The sequence below is a fragment of the Kluyvera sp. NPDC087067 genome, assembly GCF_044745165.1.
Lineage (GTDB): Bacteria > Pseudomonadota > Gammaproteobacteria > Enterobacterales > Enterobacteriaceae > Kluyvera.
The window spans coordinates 674,278-692,854 of the sequence record NZ_JBIUZS010000002.1; the positions used below are offsets into that span (position 1 = coordinate 674,278).

The 18,577-nt window shown below is 54.3% G+C and carries 16 protein-coding genes; 12 read left to right on the forward strand and 4 right to left on the reverse strand.

Annotated features, from left to right (window positions below; all coding sequences use genetic code 11):
- Window positions 1-7 precede the first annotated feature (7 nt).
- Window positions 8-820, reverse strand: coding sequence for a phospholipid ABC transporter ATP-binding protein MlaF (gene mlaF / locus ACIPDS_RS08510; RefSeq protein ID WP_166516775.1), 813 nt, complete (start codon window positions 818-820; stop codon window positions 8-10).
- 188 nt (window positions 821-1,008) lie between these two features.
- On the opposite strand from mlaF, the gene ACIPDS_RS08515 reads away from it, so the two are divergent.
- From ACIPDS_RS08515 to npr, 11 genes are read left to right on the forward strand one after another with little or no spacing between them, the layout of a single operon-like run.
- Complete coding sequence (locus ACIPDS_RS08515; protein ID WP_166516774.1) at window positions 1,009-1,983, forward strand: calcium/sodium antiporter; 975 nt, start codon at window positions 1,009-1,011, stop codon at window positions 1,981-1,983.
- A 14-nt stretch (window positions 1,984-1,997) separates the two neighbouring features.
- A complete protein-coding gene (gene kdsD, locus ACIPDS_RS08520) occupies window positions 1,998-2,984 on the forward strand; it encodes an arabinose-5-phosphate isomerase KdsD (RefSeq protein WP_166516773.1) in 987 nt (328 codons plus the stop codon).
- A 15-nt stretch (window positions 2,985-2,999) separates the two neighbouring features.
- On the forward strand, window positions 3,000-3,566 hold the full coding sequence (gene kdsC / locus ACIPDS_RS08525) for a 3-deoxy-manno-octulosonate-8-phosphatase KdsC (RefSeq protein ID WP_400734593.1): 567 nt from the start codon (window positions 3,000-3,002) through the stop codon (window positions 3,564-3,566).
- Window positions 3,563-4,138, forward strand: a complete 576-nt coding sequence (gene lptC / locus ACIPDS_RS08530) for an LPS export ABC transporter periplasmic protein LptC (RefSeq protein WP_166516771.1) — start codon at window positions 3,563-3,565, stop codon at window positions 4,136-4,138. The genes kdsC and lptC overlap by 4 nt, the downstream gene beginning before the upstream one ends.
- Window positions 4,107-4,661: a lipopolysaccharide ABC transporter substrate-binding protein LptA gene (gene lptA, locus ACIPDS_RS08535; protein ID WP_166516770.1), complete on the forward strand. Its 555-nt coding sequence runs from the start codon at window positions 4,107-4,109 to the stop codon at window positions 4,659-4,661. The genes lptC and lptA overlap by 32 nt, the downstream gene beginning before the upstream one ends.
- A 6-nt stretch (window positions 4,662-4,667) precedes the next feature.
- On the forward strand, window positions 4,668-5,393 hold the full coding sequence (gene lptB / locus ACIPDS_RS08540; RefSeq protein ID WP_400734596.1) for an LPS export ABC transporter ATP-binding protein: 726 nt from the start codon (window positions 4,668-4,670) through the stop codon (window positions 5,391-5,393).
- Window positions 5,394-5,437: 44 nt separating this feature from the next.
- Complete coding sequence (gene rpoN, locus ACIPDS_RS08545; RefSeq protein WP_166516768.1) at window positions 5,438-6,871, forward strand: RNA polymerase factor sigma-54; 1,434 nt, start codon at window positions 5,438-5,440, stop codon at window positions 6,869-6,871.
- 22 nt (window positions 6,872-6,893) lie between these two features.
- Window positions 6,894-7,181 carry a ribosome hibernation promoting factor gene (gene hpf / locus ACIPDS_RS08550; RefSeq protein ID WP_052283605.1) on the forward strand — a complete coding sequence of 96 codons (288 nt, stop codon included), beginning with the start codon at window positions 6,894-6,896 and terminating at the stop codon, window positions 7,179-7,181.
- A 56-nt stretch (window positions 7,182-7,237) separates the two neighbouring features.
- Window positions 7,238-7,726: a PTS IIA-like nitrogen regulatory protein PtsN gene (gene ptsN / locus ACIPDS_RS08555; RefSeq protein WP_062774152.1), complete on the forward strand. Its 489-nt coding sequence runs from the start codon at window positions 7,238-7,240 to the stop codon at window positions 7,724-7,726.
- Window positions 7,727-7,759: 33 nt separating this feature from the next.
- On the forward strand, window positions 7,760-8,614 hold the full coding sequence (gene rapZ / locus ACIPDS_RS08560; protein WP_166516767.1) for an RNase adapter RapZ: 855 nt from the start codon (window positions 7,760-7,762) through the stop codon (window positions 8,612-8,614).
- Entirely contained in the window at window positions 8,611-8,883 is a 273-nt protein-coding gene (gene npr / locus ACIPDS_RS08565) for a PTS phosphocarrier protein NPr (protein WP_062774149.1), read from the forward strand. Before rapZ ends, npr begins: the two co-directional genes overlap by 4 nt.
- A 109-nt stretch (window positions 8,884-8,992) precedes the next feature.
- On the opposite strand, the gene mtgA is transcribed toward npr, so the two are convergent.
- The 3 genes from mtgA to ACIPDS_RS08580 all read right to left on the reverse strand — a co-directional run bounded on the left by mtgA (window position 8,993) and on the right by ACIPDS_RS08580 (window position 13,432).
- Window positions 8,993-9,706 carry a monofunctional biosynthetic peptidoglycan transglycosylase gene (gene mtgA, locus ACIPDS_RS08570; RefSeq protein ID WP_400734600.1) on the reverse strand — a complete coding sequence of 238 codons (714 nt, stop codon included), beginning with the start codon at window positions 9,704-9,706 and terminating at the stop codon, window positions 8,993-8,995.
- Between the two features lie 231 nt (window positions 9,707-9,937).
- Complete coding sequence (gene arcB / locus ACIPDS_RS08575) at window positions 9,938-12,277, reverse strand: aerobic respiration two-component sensor histidine kinase ArcB (RefSeq protein ID WP_400734602.1); 2,340 nt, start codon at window positions 12,275-12,277, stop codon at window positions 9,938-9,940.
- Window positions 12,278-12,505: 228 nt separating this feature from the next.
- A complete protein-coding gene (locus tag ACIPDS_RS08580; RefSeq protein ID WP_400734604.1) occupies window positions 12,506-13,432 on the reverse strand; it encodes a TIGR01212 family radical SAM protein in 927 nt (308 codons plus the stop codon).
- A 683-nt stretch (window positions 13,433-14,115) separates the two neighbouring features.
- Here ACIPDS_RS08580 and gltB point away from each other — a divergent pair.
- On the forward strand, window positions 14,116-18,576 hold the full coding sequence (gltB, locus tag ACIPDS_RS08585; RefSeq protein WP_400734606.1) for a glutamate synthase large subunit: 4,461 nt from the start codon (window positions 14,116-14,118) through the stop codon (window positions 18,574-18,576).
- Window position 18,577 lies beyond the last annotated feature (1 nt).

An 18,577-nucleotide genomic window follows, 5' to 3' on the forward strand; every position in this document is an offset into this window, starting at 1 on the left:
GAGTCGTTTAGCTCCCTGTGCCAATGAGGTCGCGGCGGTAGTCGCCCGCCGGATAACGGAACGGCACCGGGCCGTCGGCGATACCGTCGAGGAACTGACGCACCCGAGGATCGGCGTTTTCCTGCAACGACGTTGCGCTCCCATGAGCGATGATTTTTCGGTCTGCCATGATGTAGGCGAAATCGGCGATGCTCAGCACTTCCGGTACATCGTGGGAAACCACAATACAGGTGACACCCAGCGCACTGTTGAGTTCAGAAATCAGCTTCACCAGCACGCCCATGGTTATCGGATCCTGACCGACAAACGGTTCATCAAACATGATGAGATCCGGTTCCAGCGCGATAGCACGGGCCAACGCCGCGCGCCGCGCCATTCCGCCGGACAGTTCAGATGGCATCAGCTTAGCCGCCCCGCGCAGGCCGACCGCTTCCAGTTTCATCATCACCGTGCTTTTTAGTAGCTCAGCGGGCAAATTCGTGTGTTCGCGAATCGGGTAAGCAACGTTGTCAAAGACGTTCATGTCGGTGAACAATGCGCCCGACTGAAACAGCATACTCATGCGCTTACGCACGGTGTATAAGCGAGATCGCGACATCTGCGGCACATTCTCGCCATCGAAGAGGATCTCTCCGCTATCCGGGGGGATCTGCCCGCCAATCAGGCGTAACAGCGTGGTCTTGCCAATCCCCGACGGCCCCATAATCGCGGTGATTTTGCCGCGCGGCACCGAAAGCGAGATGTTGTCGAAGATAACCCGATTGCCACGCGTAAAGGTGACGTCGCGCATATCGACTAAATTCGCTAGATTTTGGCTCATAGGCTTACCTTTCCAGGTCCTTAAGTAGAGCAAACTCCTGCTTGCCCCTGCATTCTTACAGAATCCTAACCGCTCTGGTTAACGAAATCTGGCATTTGTTTTACTTTTCCTGCGCATAAAGTCAAAATTAGGAATTCGCCATGCCCAGAAGTGCGGGCCGGCGATTATACCCGAATAAAGGACTTTAGATGCTCTTAGCCACGGCTCTGTTAATTATTGGTTTACTTCTGGTGGTCTACAGCGCCGACCGCCTGGTGTACTCCGCCTCCATTTTATGCCGTGCGTTAGGGATCCCGCCGCTCATTATCGGGATGACTGTTGTTAGTATAGGCACATCGTTGCCGGAAATTATTGTCGCCGCCGCAGCCTCGCTCCATGGGCAGGTTGATGTCGCCGTCGGAACCGCGATCGGATCCAACATCGTCAACATCTTATTGATCCTCGGGCTGACCGCCCTGTTCCATCCTTTTACCGTGCATTCTGATATCCTGCGCCGCGAAATACCGCTAATGTTGGTAGTGAGCCTGCTGGCGGGGTATGTGTTGTATGATGGTGAGCTTTCACGCCTTGACGGCATTTTTTTATTTATTCTCACCGCCCTTTGGCTGGTGTTTATTATTAAAATAGCCAGATTGGCCGAACGTCAGGGCAACGATAAATTTACGCAAGAGCAGCTGGCTGAACTGCCGCGCGATGGCTCTTTACCCGTCGCCTGTTTATGGCTGGGCGTGGCTTTAATCATCATGCCAATGGCGACGCGGATGGTGATTGATAACGCAACGGTTCTGGCAAACTACTTTGCCATGAGCGAACTGACCATCGGTTTAACGATTATCGCGCTAGGCACCAGCTTACCGGAGCTTGCCACCGCAATTGCCGGTGTGCGTAAGGGTGAGAATGATATCGCCGTCGGCAATATCATCGGCTCCAATTTCTTTAATATCGCCATCGTACTGGGGCTCCCCGCGCTCATCGCACCGGGAACCTTTAACCCGCTCGCGTTCTCCCGCGACTATGGCGTGATGGTGCTGGTCAGCGTGGTCTTCGCGCTGCTGTGCTGGCGTCGCAGGCAGGTTGGTCGCGGCGCAGGAATGCTGTTAATCAGCGGGTTTGTTGTATGGCTGGCACTGCTCTACTGGGGCACGCCGCTTTTCATCGAATGAATCGGGATAACACTATGTCGCAAATAGATTTGCAGCCAAATTTCGACTTCCAGCAAGCAGGAAGAGAGGTTCTGGAGATTGAACGAGAAGGGCTGGAACAGCTCGATCAATACATTAATCAGGATTTCAACGACGCGTGTGAGAAGATCTTTTACTGTGGCGGCAAAGTGGTCGTCATGGGCATGGGCAAATCTGGGCATATTGGCCGTAAAATGGCGGCCACTTTCGCCAGTACGGGCACATCTTCATTCTTTGTTCATCCCGGCGAGGCTGCCCACGGTGACTTAGGGATGGTGACGCCACAGGACGTTGTGATCGCCTTGTCGAATTCCGGTGAATCCAACGAAATTCTGGCGCTGATTCCGGTATTGAAGCGGCTGAGAGTGCCGCTTATTTGCATGACCAGCCGCCCGGAGAGCAGTATGGGTCGCGCGGCAGATATTCATTTATGCGTGAAAATACCCCGCGAAGCCTGCCCACTTGGCCTGGCGCCGACCACCAGTACCACGGCCGCGCTGGTCATGGGTGATGCTCTCGCCGTCGCGTTACTGAAAGCCCGCGGCTTCACGGCGGAAGATTTCGCCCTGTCGCACCCCGGCGGCGCACTTGGTCGCAAGCTGTTACTGCGGGTTAACGATATCATGCACACCGGAGATGAAATTCCTCAGGTAAGTCTCGAGGCTTCGCTGCGTGATGCGCTTTTAGAGATCACGCGTAAAAATCTGGGCATGACCGCCATCTGCGACGACAATATGCAGATTAAAGGTATTTTCACCGACGGTGACCTGCGGCGAATCTTCGATAACGGCGTTGACGTCCGCACGCTCGGCATTGCCGACGTGATGACGCCAGGCGGTATTCGCATTCGTCCAGAGATGCTGGCGGTCGATGCATTGAACCTGATGCAATCACGTCATATCACCTGCGTATTGGTTGCCGATGGCGACCATTTGCTAGGTGTGATACATATGCACGACCTACTGCGCGCAGGCGTAGTGTAATCAAGGATATAAAGAATGAGTCATGCTGTCGCCCCGGTCGCCACCTGTTATGGCCCGGTGAGCCCACAATTTATTGCTAAGGCGGAACAAATTCGCCTGCTTATCCTCGATGTTGACGGGGTGCTCTCAGACGGCCTGATTTATATGGGCAACAACGGCGAGGAGCTGAAAGCCTTCAACGTGCGCGACGGTTATGGCATTCGCTGCGCCCTCACCTCAGGCATTGAGGTGGCGATTATTACCGGACGAAAAGCTAAACTGTTAGAAGACCGCTGCGCCACGCTCGGTATTAGCCATCTCTACCAGGGACAGTCGGATAAGCTCATTGCCTATCGCGAACTGCTGGCGAAGCTGGCGCTTGAGCCAAACCAGGTCGCTTACGTCGGTGACGATCTGATCGACTGGCCGGTTATGGCTGAAATCGGTTTGAGCGTTGCGGTTGCGGATGCACATCCGCTGCTGCTGCCACGCGCAGATTATGTCACCCGCATTGCAGGTGGTCGGGGTGCCGTCCGTGAAGTCTGCGACCTGCTGCTACTGGCGCAAGGGAAGCTGGAAGAAGCCAAAGGGCAATCGATATGAGTAAAACCAGACGTTGGGTTATTATTGTGCTGGCACTGGTGGCGCTTGTCCTCATCGGCCTGAATCTCGCCGATAAGGATGAAGTGAGTCCGCAAGCGCTCAACACCAGCGACCCAACCTATAAAAGCGAACATACCGACACGGTAGTTTACAGCCCGGAAGGCGCTCTGAGTTATCGGCTTATCGCCGAGCATGTGGAGTATTTTTCCGATCAGGCAATATCGTGGTTTACCCATCCGGTATTGACCACTTTTGACGCAAACAAGGTACCAACCTGGTCGATTAAAGCCGATAAAGCCAAGCTGACCAACGATCGCATGCTGTACCTCTACGGGCACGTTGAAATCAACGCGCTGACAGAAGATGCACAACTGCGTAAGATTACGACGGATAACGCCCAGGTAAACCTGATTACTCAGGATGTTGCCTCTGACGATCTGGTGACGTTATACGGAACAACATTTAATTCCAGCGGCCTGAAAATGCGCGGCAATTTACGCAGCAAAAACGCCGAGTTGATTGAAAAGGTTAGAACCTCTTATGAAATTCAGAAAAAACAAACTCAGCCTTAAGCTTGCGCTCGCCGGCACATTGCTGGCGGCCAGCCTGCCAGCCATGGCGCTCACCGGGGATACCGATCAGCCGATTCATATCGAATCCGATCAGCAGTCGCTGGATATGCAGGGCAACGTGGTTACCTTTACCGGCAACGTTGTGGTCACCCAGGGCACGATCAAAATCAACGCCGATAAAGTGGTTGTGACCCGTCCTGCGGATCAAAAAGGCAAAGAAGTGATCGACGGTTACGGTAATCCAGCGACCTTCTATCAGATGCAGGACAACGGCAAGCCGGTGAAAGGTCATGCCTCAAAAATGCATTATGAATTGCAGAATGATTTCGTGGTGCTGACCGGCAACGCCTACCTTGAGCAGCTTGATAGTAATATCAAAGGCGACAAGATCACCTATCTGGTCAAAGAACAGAAAATGCAAGCGTTTAGCGACAAAGGCAAACGCGTCACTACCGTTCTGGTTCCGTCGCAGCTGCAGGACAAATCCAAAGATCAGGCCCCGGCCCAGAAGAAGAGTAACTAATTCGTTATGGCGACATTAACTGCAAAAAATCTGGCGAAGGCTTATAAAGGCCGTCGCGTGGTGGAAGATGTCAGTCTGACCGTAAATTCCGGTGAGATTGTCGGTCTGCTTGGGCCAAACGGTGCAGGTAAAACCACCACTTTCTACATGGTGGTTGGGATCGTCTCGCGTGATGCGGGCAATATCATCATTGATGACGAAGATATCAGCCTGCTGCCGCTGCATGCCCGTGCCCGACGCGGGATTGGCTATCTGCCGCAGGAAGCGTCTATCTTCCGTCGTCTGAGCGTCTATGACAACCTGATGGCGGTGCTGCAGATCCGTGACGATCTGACTAAAGAGCAGCGCGAAGACCGCGCAAAAGAACTGATGGAAGAGTTCCACATCGAACACCTGCGTGACAGCCTGGGTCAGGCGCTTTCCGGTGGTGAACGTCGACGAGTGGAAATCGCCCGTGCGCTCGCGGCAAACCCGAAGTTTATCCTGCTGGATGAACCGTTTGCTGGCGTTGACCCCATCTCCGTTATCGACATTAAACGCATTATTGAACATCTGCGTGACAGCGGCCTTGGCGTACTGATTACTGACCACAACGTGCGTGAAACGTTAGCCGTCTGCGAACGTGCCTATATCGTCAGCCAGGGGCATCTGATTGCCCACGGTACCCCTCAGGAGATCCTACAAGACGAACATGTTAAACGCGTGTATCTTGGGGAAGACTTCAGACTCTGATAGGGTATGGATAACGACGTTAGTGGGAGAGATTCGTTCTGAACATGAAGCAAGGTTTGCAATTAAGGCTCAGCCAACAGCTTGCCATGACGCCGCAGTTGCAGCAGGCAATTCGTCTGTTGCAGTTGTCGACGCTGGAACTTCAGCAGGAACTCCAGCAGGCGCTGGAGAGTAACCCCCTGCTTGAGCAAACCGATCTTCACGAGGAAGTAGACACTCAGGAACCCGTTGATACCGAAACGTTAGACAGCGTTGATGCGCTGGAAAAGCCAGATATGCCCGAGGAGCTGCCGCTTGACGCCAGCTGGGACGAAATCTACACCGCCGGAACGCCATCAGGCACCGGTGTCGATTACCAGGACGACGAGCTGCCGGTTTACCAGGGCGAAACCACCCAGTCACTGCAGGATTATCTGATGTGGCAGGTAGAATTGACGCCGTTTACCGATACCGATAGAGCCATTGCCACTTCCATTGTCGACGCGGTGGACGACACCGGTTATCTCACCGTCACGGTAGAAGATATCCATGAAGGCATTGGCGATGATGAAATCGGTCTCGATGAAGTCGAAGCCGTCTTAAAGCGAATCCAGCGTTTCGATCCGGTTGGCGTTGCCGCCAAAGATCTGCGCGACTGTCTGCTGATCCAACTCTCCCAATTCGCACCGGATACCCCGCGTATTACCGAAGCCCGATTAATCATCAGCGATCATCTCGATCTTCTCGCCAACCACGACTTCCGTTCACTTATGCGCGTTACGCGCTTAAAAGAAGATGTGCTCAAAGAAGCGGTCGATCTGATTCAGTCACTCGATCCTCGTCCGGGGCAGTCGATCCAGACCGGTGAGCCGGAGTATGTGATCCCTGATGTGCTGGTGCGCAAAGTGAACGGTCGCTGGATGGTTGAGCTTAATTCCGACAGCATTCCGCGCTTGCAGATAAACCAGCACTACGCGGGCATGTGCAATAACGTCCGTAATGATGCCGATAGCCAGTTCATCCGCAGCAATTTACAGGATGCGAAGTGGCTGATTAAAAGCCTTGAGAGCCGTAATGACACGCTTTTGCGCGTGAGCCGCTGCATTGTTGAGCAGCAGCAGGCCTTTTTCGATCTTGGCGAAGAACACATGAAACCGATGGTGCTGGCCGATATCGCCCAGACCGTCGAAATGCACGAGTCCACCATTTCGCGTGTCACCACGCAGAAGTATTTGCATAGCCCAAGGGGCATTTTTGAGCTTAAGTATTTCTTCTCCAGCCACGTCAGTACTGAGGGCGGCGGCGAAGCCTCGTCCACGGCCATTCGTGCATTGGTGAAGAAGTTAATTGCAGCGGAAAATCCCGCAAAACCACTGAGCGACAGTAAACTGACCACCCTACTCTCCGATCAGGGTATCATGGTGGCGCGGCGTACCGTTGCAAAGTACCGAGAGTCTTTATCCATCCCGCCGTCAAATCAGCGTAAACAGCTGGTCTGACTCTACTGATAAGGAAGACACTATGCAGCTCAACATCACTGGACACAACGTCGAAATTACCGAGGCGATGCGCGAATTTGTTAATACCAAATTCGTGAAGCTCGAGCAGTATTTCGAGAGGATCAATCAGGTCTACATTGTGTTAAAAGTGGAGAAATTGACGCACATCTCGGATGCAACGTTGCACGTTAACGGCGGCGAGCTTCACGCTAGCGCGGAAGGCAAAGATATGTACGCCGCCATCGATGGCTTGATCGACAAACTGTCGAGACAGTTAAACAAGCATAAAGATAAACTAAAACAACATTGATTGTCCGAGCAGCCGCCCGATATGCTCCGTATACCGGGCGGTGCTTAGGTGAAATTATGACAAATACTGATTCAGCTCTACAACTGAGCAATGTCCTTAACCAGGAATGTACCCGCAGTGCTGTGCACTGTCAGAGTAAAAAACGTGCGCTGGAAATCATCAGCGAGCTGGCGGCCAAACAGCTAAGCCTGCCTCCGCAGGTGGTGTTTGAAGCCATTCTGACCCGTGAAAAAATGGGCAGTACCGGCATTGGCAACGGCATCGCGATTCCGCACGGTAAACTGGAAGAGGATACGACGCGCGCGGTAGGCGTTTTCGTGCAGCTGGAAACACCGATTGCCTTCGATGCCATCGACAATCAGCCTGTTGATTTACTGTTTGCGCTTCTGGTGCCAGCAGATCAGACCAAAACCCACCTGCATACGCTCTCTTTGGTGGCGAAACGTCTGGCGGATAAAACCATTTGCCGTCGTCTGCGTTCTGCGCAGAGCGACGAAGAGCTGTATCAAATCATCACCGATACAGAAACTCACGATGATGCGTAATGGACATCACATCGTACTGAGGAGAAACGGTACATGGTACTGATGATCGTCAGCGGCCGCTCTGGCTCGGGAAAATCTGTTGCCCTGCGTGCGCTGGAAGATATGGGGTTTTACTGCGTTGATAACCTGCCGGTGGTGTTGCTGCCGGAGCTGGCTAAGACGCTTGCCGACCGCGAAATCTCGGCGGCTGTCAGCATTGACGTGCGTAACATGCCGGAGACGCCGGAGATTTTTGAACGGGCAATGGAAAGCCTGCCGGATAACTTCTCCCCTCAATTGCTGTTCCTCGATGCTGACCGCAATACCCTGATTCGTCGCTACAGCGATACGCGTCGCCTTCATCCTCTCTCCAGCAAAAATCTGTCACTGGAAAGCGCCATCGATGAGGAGAGCAATCTGCTGGAACCGCTGCGTTCCCGCGCTGACCTTATCGTCGACACTTCCGAAATGTCCGTTCACGAGCTTGCCGAGATGCTGCGTACCCGCCTGTTGGGTAAACGTGAGCGCGAGCTAACGATGGTGTTCGAATCCTTCGGCTTCAAGCACGGTATTCCTATCGATGCCGACTACGTTTTTGACGTGCGCTTCCTGCCAAACCCGCACTGGGATCCGAAACTGCGACCGATGACCGGCCTTGATAAGCCAGTCGCCGCATTCCTCGACCGGCACACAGAAGTTCACAACTTTATTTACCAGACCCGCAGCTATCTTGAGCTATGGTTACCTATGCTGGAAACCAACAACCGTAGCTACCTGACGGTCGCCATTGGTTGTACCGGCGGTAAGCACCGTTCAGTGTACGTTGCCGAACAGTTGGCTGACTACTTCCGTTCACGCGGCAAGAACGTGCAATCTCGTCATCGGACGCTGGAAAAACGTAAATCATGACCGTAAAGCAGACCGTTGAAATCACCAATAAGCTGGGTATGCACGCGCGCCCGGCAATGAAGCTGTTTGAGTTGATGCAGGATTTTGATGCGGAAGTGCTGCTGCGCAACGATGAAGGCACGGTAGCAGAAGCCAATAGTGTGATTGCGCTGCTGATGCTGGACTCTGCTAAGGGTCGTCAGATTGAGGTGGAAGCCACCGGCCCGCAGGAAGTGGAAGCGCTGGCGGCGGTGATTGCGCTATTTAACGCTGGGTTCGACGAAGACTAGTCACGCCCCGGGCGACCAGAACGGTGTAGGCCGGATAAGGCGAAGCCGCCATCCGGCAATGGCGCAACGCCTGATGGCGGCTTTGCCTTATCAGGCCTACAAGATATTGCTAATAGAGCTTATTCTCGCGCATAAACCCTTCCCCGCCCAACTGACGCATCTGGCGCATAATCCACGCCTGACGACTGTGCACGTAGCCCGTTGGCGCGTTTGCCTTAAAGCGAATCGGATTCGGCAGCACCGCCGCTAACAGCGCGGCTTCCGAGATCGTCAATTTGCTGGCAGGCTTATGGAAATAGCGCTGTGACGCCGCTTCAACGCCAAAAACCCCGTCGCCAAACTCAGCGATATTGAGATACACCGTCAGAATACGCTTCTTGCTCCATACGGTCTCGATGCCGAGCGTCAACCCCGCCTCCAGCCCTTTGCGCACCCAACTGCGTCCATCCCACAGAAACAGGTTTTTCGCCGTCTGCTGCGATAGCGTCGACGCACCGCGAATACGGCTTTCATTGCGTTCGTTATGCGCCAGCGCTTTTTCAATCGCAGAAACGTCAAATCCCCAGTGCTCCGGGAATTTCTGGTCTTCTGCGGCAATCACCGCAAGCCCCATCCACGGCGAGATCTCATCCATACTGACCCAATCAGAATGGGCGACGTAGCCAAAGTTTCCGCCAAGCCAGGCGCTGATTTGACGTTCCATCATCACCGCGGAGAATGGAACCGGCAGAATGCTGAACAGCGCAATTCCGCCACCCCAGAACAGCGCCAGCAGCAGTAACACACGCCAAACCAGACGCTTAAGTCCCGCGACTCCCCACAAAGCCTTCTTCCTCACGCTAACCCTCTGACGCCGATTAATATTCCTGATTTAGACGCTACGGTTCACACATTTTACTGATTCACGTAACAAATAATTTAAGATTTGCTATCTTATTGAACGTGCAATCGTATTTCAGGTTGTGTCAAAAAATCAAAATCATATTAATCATCTGACGCAGCCACCAGTTCCCTGGTGTTGGCGCAGTATTCGCGCACCCCGGCTAGACCGGGGTCATTTTTTAGCAGCATTTGCCACCCAGGCTTTAAGGATCGCGACATCGGTCTGCCACTCTGATTTCATCTCTTCAACCCATTCACCAACGTTATCCCACCATGCCGGTAAATCCGGGGACTGGATCTGCTGCCCCAACTGCTGCAGGTGGCGTAACCCGATGGATCCCGCCGCGCCTTTGATTTTATGGCCTTCCTCAACGATACCTTTCTGGTCACGCGCGGTCAGGTTAGATTCCAGCACCGACAGATAGCCCGGCATCATTTTCTCAAATACCGCCAGACCATCGGTAATCAGTTTCGGGCCAACCAGCTCGATGTACTGCTCAAGCATAGGAATATCCAGCAGCTGCTGCGTCTTACCACTTTCAACAGGGGTCACGGCACTCTCCTCTTCGTCTTCAACGGTATCCCAGAACTTCTTAATCATCGCCGTCAGGGCCGGTACCGAAAGCGGTTTGCTCAGTACATCGTCCATGCCTGCGTCCATATACTCTTTTTTGTCTTTCAGGACGTTCGCCGTCAACGCCACCAGCGGTGGCAGATCGTCCGCGTCATATTTACGCTTCAGCTCACGGGAGATATCCAGCCCGGTCATGTCCGGCAACTGAATATCCAGCAGCACCAGGTCATACTCGCCCGGCGTGAACTTCTCAAGCGCCGCTTGCCCGGTCATCGCCACATCCACACTATTGCCGAGTTTCTCCAGCACCGAGCGGGCAACAATGACATTCAGCTCGATGTCCTCCACCAGCAGAACGTGCAGCGCAGGCAGCGGCATATCATCTTCTTCAAAGGCATCTTCCACTTCTTCCGCTACCGCAGGAGCGTGCACCGTCAGCGTAAAGATCGAGCCGTGGCCGGGGTTGCTTGCTACCTCGATATCCCCGCCCATGCTTTTCGCCAGGCGTTTCGAGACGGCAAGACCAATGCCGGTGCCGGTCGCCGGTTTGCCGCCCTGACTGTCTTTCACCTGATAGTACATGGCGAAAATCTTGTCCTGCTCGCCCTGAGGAATACCGATACCGGAATCTTCCACCTCGAAGTGCAGCATATCGCCTGCGTCATAACGAACGCGAACGACCACGTTCCCCTGCTGGGTAAACTTCACGGCATTGCTGATCAGATTCCACAGGATCTGGCGTAGACGAGTGCCATCGGTGATGACTTTATGCGGCAGCGGCAGCGTTGGCTCCATCACAAAGCGCAGCCCTTTTTGCTGTGCTTGCAGACCGGAGAGGTTTTCCAGGTCAGCCAGGAAGCCGGTGAAATCGACAGGCTGGTTATCCAACTGGACTTTACGGCGTTCCATTTTGTCCATGTCGATAATATCGTTGAAGATATTACCCAGCGTGACCGCTGAGACATGAATGGTTTTCAGGTATTTCTCCTGCTCAGCGGTCAGGGTCGTATCGAGCAGAATCCGGCTTAATCCCACAATCCCGTTTAGCGGTGTCCGCAGCTCGTGGCTAATGGTGGAGATGAAGGTGGTCTTATCGCGGCTGGCGCGCTCGAGCGCATCCTGGTAGCGCTTACGTTCGGTAATGTCACGACCAAAGCCCATCAGACCGTGGCGTTTCCCCACGCGGTCGTAGTACGGCACTTTGCGGATCTCAAAGCAGGCTTTGCGCCCGTCCGGGTAGTCGAGCCACTGTTCATAGGTCAGTGAGACATTGTGACGGAAAACTTTCTCATCGGTTTCAATCACTTTCGCCGCAGCTTCCGGGGTGTAAACATCTTCTGGATGCAGGTGAATCAACTGCTTTTCACTCTTACCGGTCAGCAACTCCATGGCGCGGTTACAGCCAGAGAACTCTTTATCTTCATTACGGTAGAAAACCAAATCCGGTGAAGCATCAAGGAAAGAGCGCAAGAAGGACGATTGTTGTTCAAGGCGGATCTGCGTCTCTTCACGCTCCTGTACCTCAATTTTCAGCTGTTCCAGCGTTGCCCGGCGTTCGGCTTCCGCTTTTTCACGATCGCTAATTTCCTGATTAAGCTGTGAAATATTGTCTTTTAACTGCACGTTGAGCTTGAGATCGCGCTCACGCATCTCTTCTAACTTTTCGACCAGGCGGGACAGCCGCTGGCGTGATTCTTCGAGCTGCTCGACGACCACCGACAAAAAGTAGACCGCCCATGGGGTGATCAGCAGGCCAAAGAAGATTGAGCGAATGACATCAATGCTTTCAACCTGCCCATGCAGCACCATGGTTACTGCCATTTGTACCACGATGGCCAACACCACCAGCGCGAGCGCCAGCAGCAGGGAAAAACGTACCAGACCCAGCTTCATCATCAGGTCGACGTAATACTGCGCCAGCATACGGATTTGCTTCATGAGGAGTTCCTTAACGACTTCATCGTTCAATCATACCCAATTCTGAGCACGGCGCGTTAGGTTGTACAAAAAATGCGAGGATTATCTGTGAAATGAGTCGTGTGAGTGTTGTCGTGCACTCCCGGCGGCGCTGCGCTTGGCCGGGCTACCGACGGACGTAGGCCGGATAAGGCGAAGCCGCCATCCGGCAATCAGGCATACATGTTGCAGGTGTTCACGGCCTCCACATTAAGCAGGCTGCACCCACGGCGTACCCAATGCCGAACCCTGAACGCCGTTTTCGTTAAGGTATTTGTCGAGCTCAACCATCCCGGTCCAGCGATTTTCACACCATAGCGGTGCCAGAAGCGTGGGGCGGCGGGCGCTGGCCGAGATTCGATGATAAATGACATCAGGCGGGGTGTGGCGAATCATTTCACCGGCAGTAACCGTGTACTCATCCAGTTCGATCCCGCCCAAACGTCCCGCTTGCCACGCCTTCGCCATAATGCTGCCGGTCACAATATGCAGCGGGTGCAGTTTAATGCCGTCAACCCCGGTCTCAACCACTTGTTTAAGCGTCTCCAGGCACTCTGTCTGCCCTTCGCCCGGCAGACCAACGATAAGGTGGCTGCATACCTTCAGGCCGCGCTCACGGGCCAGACGCGTCGTTTGCTGGTAGCAGGCAAAATCATGACCACGGTTGATGCGATGCAGGGTTTTATCGTGCGCGGTCTGCAAACCCAGCTCCAGCCACACTTCATAACCCTGCTCGTGATATTCGCTTAGCAAATCAAGCACCGCTTCCGGCACGCAGTCCGGGCGCGTCCCCACACACAACCCGACGATATTGGCCTGGCTGACCGCCTGTTGATACATAGATCGCAATACCTGCACTTCGGCAAAGGTACTGGTGTAGGCCTGGAAATAGGCCAGATAACGTTTTGCGCGGTTCACCAGATTGGCCTGATGCGCAAGCTGGTCGGCAATCGACTTATGCTGCTGCGCTTCATCGGCAAAAGAAGCCACGTTGCAGAACGTACAACCTCCGCGGCCAATGGTGCCATCGCGGTTTGGGCAGCTAAATCCACCATGCAGCGTCAGTTTATGAACCTTTTCGCCATAGCGCCGCGAAAGATCCCCACCAAACATATTGACTAATTTTTGTAACTGCATAATCTGATAGACCGGCCTGAAGAAAGGGGCCAAGCCTGCCATTTTTAGTCTCGATCGGCGATGACCTGGATCAATCGTCATGTAGACCTTTTATCTTATTGCATAATCAATCAAAATCACTGCAATTTCATTCATCGACGATGAGATTATTTTTCCTTATGTCTGATGCCAAATTGGGCATATTCCGGTTGCAGTTAAAAAACAGAGCGATCCTATATCCCCACACTCAATGCCAGCATTAAATGCTGCTTTTCATTAAATAATCAGCGTATGACGATTATCACAGCGCTTTCATATAGTGAGACAGATCACACTCCCCATCCCTCCTCATTTCGTTTCACAGAGGATAAAAACATCATATTTTCTTTATTATTCATTATCTTAATTACTCCATAGCACATTTCTGCATAAATAAGTTTGCCATTTGACCTATGTACCGATTCCCGATAAGTTGGGAATCCGCTGGAAGCTTTCTGGATGAGCAGTCTGCTCATCATATTTATGCAGTAATTGAGATTCCCTCTTAAGCAAGTCCTCAAACTTGTGTGACCTACGCGAAAAGGATAGAAGAGGGCGAATGCGAGGTAGGCAATGAATGCCATACCCCGTCGCCATGCTCTTGCTGTGCCTTGCGCGCAATCGATTAAGGGGGCGTCCCGTAGAGCCTGGGGAGGTTCACTGATATGTTGTACGATAAATCCCTTGAGAGGGATAACTGTGGTTTCGGCCTGATCGCCCACATAGAAGGCGAACCTAGCCACAAGGTAGTGCGTACCGCCATACACGCACTGGCCCGCATGCAGCACCGTGGGGCAATCCTCGCCGATGGTAAAACCGGCGATGGTTGTGGTTTGCTGCTGCAAAAACCTGACCGTTTCTTTCGCATCGTCGCGCAAGAGCGCGGCTGGCGCTTAGCGAAGAACTATGCCGTTGGGATGCTGTTCCTGAACAAAGATCCTGAGCTTGCCGCGATTTCTCGCCATATTGTCGAAGAAGAACTGCAGCGTGAAACCCTGTCTATTGTCGGCTGGCGCGATGTGCCAACCAACGAAGGCGTATTGGGTGAAATTGCCCTCTCCTCTCTGCCACGTATTGAACAAATCTTTGTCAACGCCCCTGCGGGCTGGCGTCCACGCGATATGGAGCGCCGCCTGTTTATTGCGCGTCGCCGCATTGAAAAGCGTTTGCAGGAAGATAAAGACTTCTACGTCTGTAGCCTGTCGAATCTGGTCAACATTTATAAAGGTCTGTGTATGCCGGCAGATTTGCCGCGCTTCTACCTGGATCTGGCGGACTTACGTCTGGAATCGGCCATTTGCCTGTTCCACCAGCGTTTTTCCACCAACACCGTGCCGCGCTGGCCGCTGGCGCAGCCGTTCCGCTACCTGGCGCACAACGGTGAAATCAATACCATCACCGGCAACCGTCAGTGGGCGCGCGCCCGTACCTATAAGTTCCAGACGCCGCTGATTCCTGACTTGCACGACGCCGCGCCGTTTGTGAACGAAACCGGCTCTGACTCCAGCTCAATGGATAACATGCTTGAGCTGCTGCTGGCGGGCGGGATGGATATTATTCGCGCCATGCGTCTGCTGGTGCCGCCGGCCTGGCAGAATAACCCGGATATGGATCCAGACCTGCGTTCGTTCTTCGACTTTAACTCCATGCACATGGAGCCGTGGGACGGTCCGGCGGGCATCGTTATGTCCGATGGTCGCTACGCGGCCTGTAATCTTGACCGTAACGGTCTGCGTCCGGCCCGCTATGTCATCACCAAAGACAAGCTGATTACCTGCGCCTCTGAAGTCGGTATCTGGGACTACCAGCCCGATGAAGTGGTGGAAAAAGGTCGTGTAGGGCCGGGCGAACTGATGGTTATCGACACCCGTACCGGGCGCATTCTGCACTCCGCGGAAACCGATGACGATCTGAAAAGCCGCCACCCTTACAGAGAGTGGATGGAAAACTACGTCCGTCGACTGGTGCCGTTTGAAGAGTTGGCTGACGATCAGGTCGGCAGCCGCGAGCTGGACGACGACACCCTCGCCAGCTACCAGAAACAGTTTAACTACAGCGCCGAAGAGCTGGACTCCGTCCTGCGCGTACTCGGTGAAAACGGCCAGGAAGCGGTCGGCTCAATGGGCGATGATACCCCGTTTGCCGTGCTCTCAAGCCAGCCACGTATTATTTATGACTACTTCCGCCAGCAGTTTGCGCAGGTCACCAACCCGCCAATCGATCCGCTGCGTGAAGCGCACGTAATGTCGCTGGCGACCAGCATCGGCCGTGAGATGAACGTCTTCTGCGAAGCGGAAGGCCAGGCACACCGTCTGAGCTTCAAATCACCAATTCTGCTGTACTCCGATTTCAATCAGCTCACCACGATGAAAGAGGAGCACTACCGCGCCGATACGCTGGACATCACCTTTGATGTGACTGAAACCAGTCTCGAAGAGACGGTGAAAGCACTGTGCGATCAGGCCGAACAGATGGTGCGTGACGGTACCGTGCTGCTGGTGCTGTCTGACCGTAACATTGCCAAAAACCGTCTGCCGGTTCCGGCCCCAATGGCCGTTGGCGCCGTTCAGGCGCGCCTGGTCGATAAAAACCTGCGCTGCGATGCCAATATCATCGTGGAAACCGCAAGCGCCCGCGACCCGCATCACTTTGCGGTACTGCTGGGCTTCGGCGCCACGGCAATCTATCCGTATCTGGCCTACGAAACGCTGGGGCGTCTGATTGATACCCACGCTATCGAGAAAGATTACCGCACGGTGATGCTGAACTACCGTAACGGGATCAACAAAGGTCTGTACAAGATCATGTCCAAAATGGGCATCTCGACCATCGCGTCCTACCGCTGCTCCAAGCTGTTTGAAGCGGTTGGCCTGCACGACGATGTGGTTGAGAACTGCTTCCAGGGCGTGGTCAGCCGTATCGGCGGCGCATCGTTCGACGACTTCCAGCAGGATCTGCTGAATCTGTCTAAACGTGCGTGGCTTGCGCGTAAACCGCTGGATCAGGGCGGTCTGCTGAAATACGTTCACGGCGGTGAATATCACGCCTACAACCCGGACGTGGTGCGCACCTTGCAACAGGCGGTGCAGAGCGGCGAGTACAGCGATTATCAGGAGTACGCTGCGCTTGTAAACAATCGTCCGGCTGCCACCCTGCGCGATCTGCTGGCAATTGCCCCGAACGGCGAAGCGGTGAGCGTATCTGACGTTGAACCGGCAAGTTCACTGTTTAAGCGTTTCGATACGGCAGCTATGTCTATCGGTGCGCTGAGCCCGGAAGCGCACGAAGCGCTGGCTGAAGCGATGAACAGCATCGGCGGTAACTCCAACTCCGGCGAAGGCGGTGAAGACCCTGCGCGCTACGGCACCAATAAAGTGTCGCGCATCAAGCAGGTCGCTTCCGGTCGCTTTGGCGTGACTCCAGCGTATCTGGTGAACGCCGACGTGATTCAGATTAAAGTCGCTCAGGGTGCAAAACCGGGCGAAGGCGGCCAGTTGCCGGGTGATAAAGTCACTCCGTACATCGCCAAACTGCGTTATTCGGTACCGGGCGTGACGCTTATCTCCCCGCCGCCGCACCACGATATCTACTCTATCGAGGATTTAGCGCAGCTGATTTTCGACCTAAAACAGGTCAACCCGAAAGCGATGATCTCCGTGAAGCTGGTTTCCGAACCGGGCGTCGGCACCATCGCAACCGGCGTGGCGAAAGCCTATGCTGACCTTATTACCATCGCCGGTTACGACGGTGGCACCGGCGCAAGCCCGCTCTCCTCAGTGAAATATGCAGGATGTCCGTGGGAGCTGGGGCTGGTGGAAACCCAGCAGGCGCTGGTGGCGAACGGTCTGCGACACAAGATCCGTCTCCAGGTCGATGGCGGCCTGAAAACCGGCGTCGACATCATTAAAGCGGCGATTCTCGGCGCGGAAAGCTTCGGCTTCGGCACCGGGCCTATGGTCGCGCTGGGCTGTAAATATCTGCGTATTTGCCACCTGAACAACTGTGCAACCGGTGTTGCAACCCAGGACGAAAAACTGCGTAAGAACCACTATCACGGTCTGCCGTTCAAAGTGACCAACTACTTTGAATTTATCGCCCGTGAAGTGCGCGAGCTGATGGCAAGCCTGGGCGTGACTCGCCTGGTGGATCTGATTGGCCGCACCGACCTGCTCAAAGAGCTGGACGGGTTCACCGCCAAGCAGCAGAAGCTGGAGCTGTCTCGTCTACTGGAAACCGCCGAGCCTAAGGCGGGCAAAGCGCTATTCTGTACCGAGAACAACCCGCCGTTCGACAACGGTGTGCTGAACGCTCAACTGTTGCAGCAGGCAAAACCGTTTGTCGATGAGCGCCAGAGCAAAACCTTCTGGTTTGATATTCGCAACACCGACCGTTCCGTGGGCGCATCGCTGTCGGGCTATATCGCCCAGACCCACGGCGATCAGGGGCTGGCGTCAGACCCAATTAAGGCGCATTTCAGCGGTACCGCAGGCCAGAGCTTCGGCGTGTGGAACGCCGGTGGCGTTGAGCTGTACCTGACCGGTGATGCCAACGACTACGTCGGTAAAGGCATGGCAGGCGGCCTGCTGGCGATCCGTCCTCCGGTCGGTTCTGCCTTCCGCAGTCATGAAGCCAGCATTATCGGTAACACCTGCCTCTACGGCGCGACCGGTGGTCGTCTGTATGCCGCAGGCCGCGCGGGCGAACGTTTCGCCGTGCGTAACTCCGGCGCCATCACCGTGGTTGAAGGTATTGGCGACAACGGCTGTGAATACATGACCGGTGGGATTGTCTGCGTGCTGGGTAAAACGGGCGTCAACTTCGGTGCCGGTATGACCGGCGGCTTCGCCTACGTCCTGGACGAAAGCGGTGATTTCCGTAAACGCGTCAACCCGGAACTGGTGGAAGTGCTTGATGTTGAAACGCTGGCTATTCACGAAGAGCATCTACGCGGTCTGATTACCGAGCACGTACAGTTGACCGGTTCATCACGCGGTGAAGAAATCCTGGCGAACTGGCCAGCCTTCTCGGCGAAATTCGCGCTGGTTAAACCGAAGTCCAGTGATGTGAAAGCACTGTTGGGTCATCGTAGTCGTAGCGCAGCTGAGCTGCGTGTGCAGGCGCAGTAAG

Excerpts from the sequence above, each read along its gene's own strand:
- mlaF (WP_166516775.1), bottom strand. The coding sequence starts at position 820 with ATGAGCCAAAATCTAGCGAATTTAGTCGATATGCGCGACGTCACCTTT.
- ACIPDS_RS08515 (WP_166516774.1), top strand. The coding sequence starts at position 1,009 with ATGCTCTTAGCCACGGCTCTGTTAATTATTGGTTTACTTCTGGTGGTC.
- kdsD (WP_166516773.1), top strand. The coding sequence starts at position 1,998 with ATGTCGCAAATAGATTTGCAGCCAAATTTCGACTTCCAGCAAGCAGGA.
- kdsC (WP_400734593.1), top strand. The coding sequence starts at position 3,000 with ATGAGTCATGCTGTCGCCCCGGTCGCCACCTGTTATGGCCCGGTGAGC.
- lptC (WP_166516771.1), top strand. The coding sequence starts at position 3,563 with ATGAGTAAAACCAGACGTTGGGTTATTATTGTGCTGGCACTGGTGGCG.
- lptA (WP_166516770.1), top strand. The coding sequence starts at position 4,107 with ATGAAATTCAGAAAAAACAAACTCAGCCTTAAGCTTGCGCTCGCCGGC.
- lptB (WP_400734596.1), top strand. The coding sequence starts at position 4,668 with ATGGCGACATTAACTGCAAAAAATCTGGCGAAGGCTTATAAAGGCCGT.
- rpoN (WP_166516768.1), top strand. The coding sequence starts at position 5,438 with ATGAAGCAAGGTTTGCAATTAAGGCTCAGCCAACAGCTTGCCATGACG.
- hpf (WP_052283605.1), top strand. The coding sequence starts at position 6,894 with ATGCAGCTCAACATCACTGGACACAACGTCGAAATTACCGAGGCGATG.
- ptsN (WP_062774152.1), top strand. The coding sequence starts at position 7,238 with ATGACAAATACTGATTCAGCTCTACAACTGAGCAATGTCCTTAACCAG.
- rapZ (WP_166516767.1), top strand. The coding sequence starts at position 7,760 with ATGGTACTGATGATCGTCAGCGGCCGCTCTGGCTCGGGAAAATCTGTT.
- npr (WP_062774149.1), top strand. The coding sequence starts at position 8,611 with ATGACCGTAAAGCAGACCGTTGAAATCACCAATAAGCTGGGTATGCAC.
- arcB (WP_400734602.1), bottom strand. The coding sequence starts at position 12,277 with ATGAAGCAAATCCGTATGCTGGCGCAGTATTACGTCGACCTGATGATG.
- ACIPDS_RS08580 (WP_400734604.1), bottom strand. The coding sequence starts at position 13,432 with ATGCAGTTACAAAAATTAGTCAATATGTTTGGTGGGGATCTTTCGCGG.
- gltB (WP_400734606.1), top strand. The coding sequence starts at position 14,116 with ATGTTGTACGATAAATCCCTTGAGAGGGATAACTGTGGTTTCGGCCTG.